Here is a 2,373-nt window from a genome sequence, read left to right as displayed (position 1 = left end):
CCGCCCCTCCCCGCTCTGTCAGGCGCTCCGGCGGCGGACGACCACGTCGCCGGCCTCGTCGTCGCGCTCGCGTTCCCCGAGCGCGTGGCCCGCGCCCGCGGCAAGGGCCAGTACCTCATGGCCTCCGGCACGGGCGCCGCCCTCCCCGACGGCTCCCGCCTCGCCACCGCAGGCACCTGGCTCGCCATCGCCGTGGCCGACCGCAGCACCGGCTCCGCCGACGCCCGCATCCGGCTGGCCGCCGTCCTCGACGAGGCCACGGCCCGGGCCGCCGCCGAGCACCTGTTCACCTCCTCCGAGGAGGTGCACTGGGACGGCGGAGACCTCGTCGCCCGCGCCGTGCAACGCCTCGGCGCGATCGAGCTCACCGCCCGCCCCCTCCGCGACCCGGACCCGGCCCTGGTGCGCCGCGCCCTCCTGGACGGCCTCGCCGCCAAGGGCCCGGGCGCGCTGCTGCGCTGGTCCCCCGACGCCCTGGTCCTGCGCGAGCGCCTCGCGTTCCTGCACCGCACCCTGGGCGCCCCCTGGCCGGACGTGTCCGACACCGCCCTGCTGGCCCGCCCCTCGGAGGACTGGCTGGAGCCGGAGCTGTCCTCGGCCCGGCGCCGCGCCGACCTCGCCCGGATCGATGCCGGGCAGGCCCTGACCCGGCTGCTGCCCTGGGCCACGGGCGAGGCGGCCCGCCTGGACGAGCTGGCCCCGGAGCGGATCGAGGTGCCGAGCGGCTCCCGGATCCGAGTGGACTACTCGGCCGGGCAGCCCGTGCTCGCGGTCAAGCTGCAGGAGCTGTTCGGCCTGGCCCAGACGCCCCGGGTGGCGGGGGTGCCCGTACTCGTGCACCTGCTGTCGCCGGCGGGGCGGCCCGCGGCGGTCACCGCCGATCTGGCCTCGTTCTGGCAGGGCGGCTACCGCGCCGTCCGGGCCGAGCTCCGCGGCCGCTACCCCAAACACCCCTGGCCGGAGGATCCGGCGACGGCCGAGCCGACCCGGCACACCAACGCCCGCCTCAGGCGCTGACCCCCGCCCCGGCGGCGGCGGTACGGCGGCCGCGCGCCTCCAGCCACAGGGCGGCCCCGAGCAGCGCGAGCCCGACGGCGGCCAGCCCGGCGGGCGCGTACGTGTGCAGGGTGAGCACCTTGGCCCGGTTCGACCGGACCAGGTCGACGGTGTACCGGCTGTAGTCCTCGCGCATCTTCACGTGCCCGGCGAAGACGGTGAGCCGGCCTTCCGGCGCCCCGGCGGCGATGCCTCCGCGCATCTCCTGCTCGACGACCTGCTCGGCGTTGACGGGCGCCCCGGTGACCGGTTCGACCCAGAACATCATCTTGGCCCGGTACCAGAGGCTGGTGCCGGTGCTCTGTTCGAAGGTCGCCGGGTCGATGCCCTCGATCGGCATCTTCTTGGGCAGGGGCACCTTCGTCCAGGGCAGGTGCTGCTCGTAGTAGTACACGTCCATGCCGCGGAACGTGCGCGGGCCGACGTAGTGGACGGGGGTCGCGGTGCGGGTCTGGGCGTCGAAGTAGAGGTAGTCGCGCGGCTCGGTGAAGAACGGCCACTTGAACTCGATGCCCTCGCGCGTCACGGGGTCGCCGTCCACGGCCTCGCCGGCGGCGTGCACGGGCGCCTGGGTGTGGGCGTCGAAGATGTAGCGCTCGGGGATCTGGGAGACCGTCTTCCCGTCGGGGCCGGCGATGTGGGACAGGGCGTCCCAGACGACGACGTCCCGGCCCGCGCTCGCCTCGATCTCCCTCGACGCCTCGACGTTGCCCTTGAGGGTCTGGACGATCGTGACCTTGTCGACCTTCTTCGGCTGCATGCCGCCGGTGTAGTCGAGCAGGACCGCGTCCTTCGCCTCCAGGACCATCTCCTGGTACTGGTTCGGCGGGATCTTGGCGAGCCGGGGGTACGCGTACCAGCGCAGCAGCGGCGCGAGGGCGGTGCAGAACACCGCGAGGGCGATGAGGACGAGGCTCGCTCGGCGTCGCACCTCCGGCCTCCTCACTGCTGCCCGGGCGCGGCGGGCGCGGTGGTGAGCAGTGGTCTGGGCGAGGTCTTGCCCTCCTGCGCCCCGAGCGCCGTGACGGCGAACGCGAGGGCCAGCGCGGCGGCAAGGCCGATGGCGGCGGCGACGAGTGCGCGCATACCGGGCCTCCGGATCTGATGGAGCGTCAGGGCGGAGGCACGGTAGCAACGCGCGTGCGAGATGAGAACCGTTCGGCTACGGCGTTTGCGTGCTGCCGCGCACCGCGCCCGGGGACACCGACGGGGACGGTGCCCCGGACGGCTCGGCGGCCGGGGGCGTCGGCCGGACGCTCGCCGTGGGAGTGGGCGTGGGCGTGGGCCGGGGAGTCGCCGCCGGCTTCGACGTGGGGG

At 75.2% G+C, this 2,373-nt stretch carries 3 protein-coding genes; 1 reads left to right on the top strand and 2 read right to left on the bottom strand.

The window, feature by feature from the left end:
- The coding region (locus HYE82_RS35970) for an ATP-dependent helicase C-terminal domain-containing protein (protein ID WP_306439692.1) at positions 1–1,017 on the top strand (1,017 nt) is incomplete at its 5' end.
- Here HYE82_RS35970 and HYE82_RS35965 read toward each other — a convergent pair.
- Both HYE82_RS35965 and HYE82_RS35960 read right to left on the bottom strand, forming a co-directional pair.
- Positions 1,007–1,987 (bottom strand): DUF3068 domain-containing protein, encoded by a 981-nt coding sequence (locus HYE82_RS35965; RefSeq protein ID WP_179178428.1) that lies wholly within the window; start codon positions 1,985–1,987, stop codon positions 1,007–1,009. The genes HYE82_RS35970 and HYE82_RS35965 overlap by 11 nt on opposite strands.
- Before the next feature lie 11 nt (positions 1,988–1,998).
- On the bottom strand, positions 1,999–2,142 hold the full coding sequence (locus HYE82_RS35960; protein ID WP_179178427.1) for an SPW_0924 family protein: 144 nt from the start codon (positions 2,140–2,142) through the stop codon (positions 1,999–2,001).
- Between the last annotated feature and the right edge of the window lie 231 nt (positions 2,143–2,373).

Source organism: Streptomyces sp. BR123 (assembly GCF_013401435.1).
Taxonomy (GTDB): Bacteria; Actinomycetota; Actinomycetes; order Streptomycetales; family Streptomycetaceae; genus Streptomyces.
The sequence above is the reverse complement of the archived record's forward strand: the minus strand, read 5'-3'. Positions and strand labels throughout refer to the sequence as shown.

Bases quoted from the DNA above. Each gene is read 5' to 3' on its own strand.
- HYE82_RS35960 (WP_179178427.1), bottom strand. From the start codon at position 2,142: ATGCGCGCACTCGTCGCCGCCGCCATCGGCCTTGCCGCCGCGCTGGCC.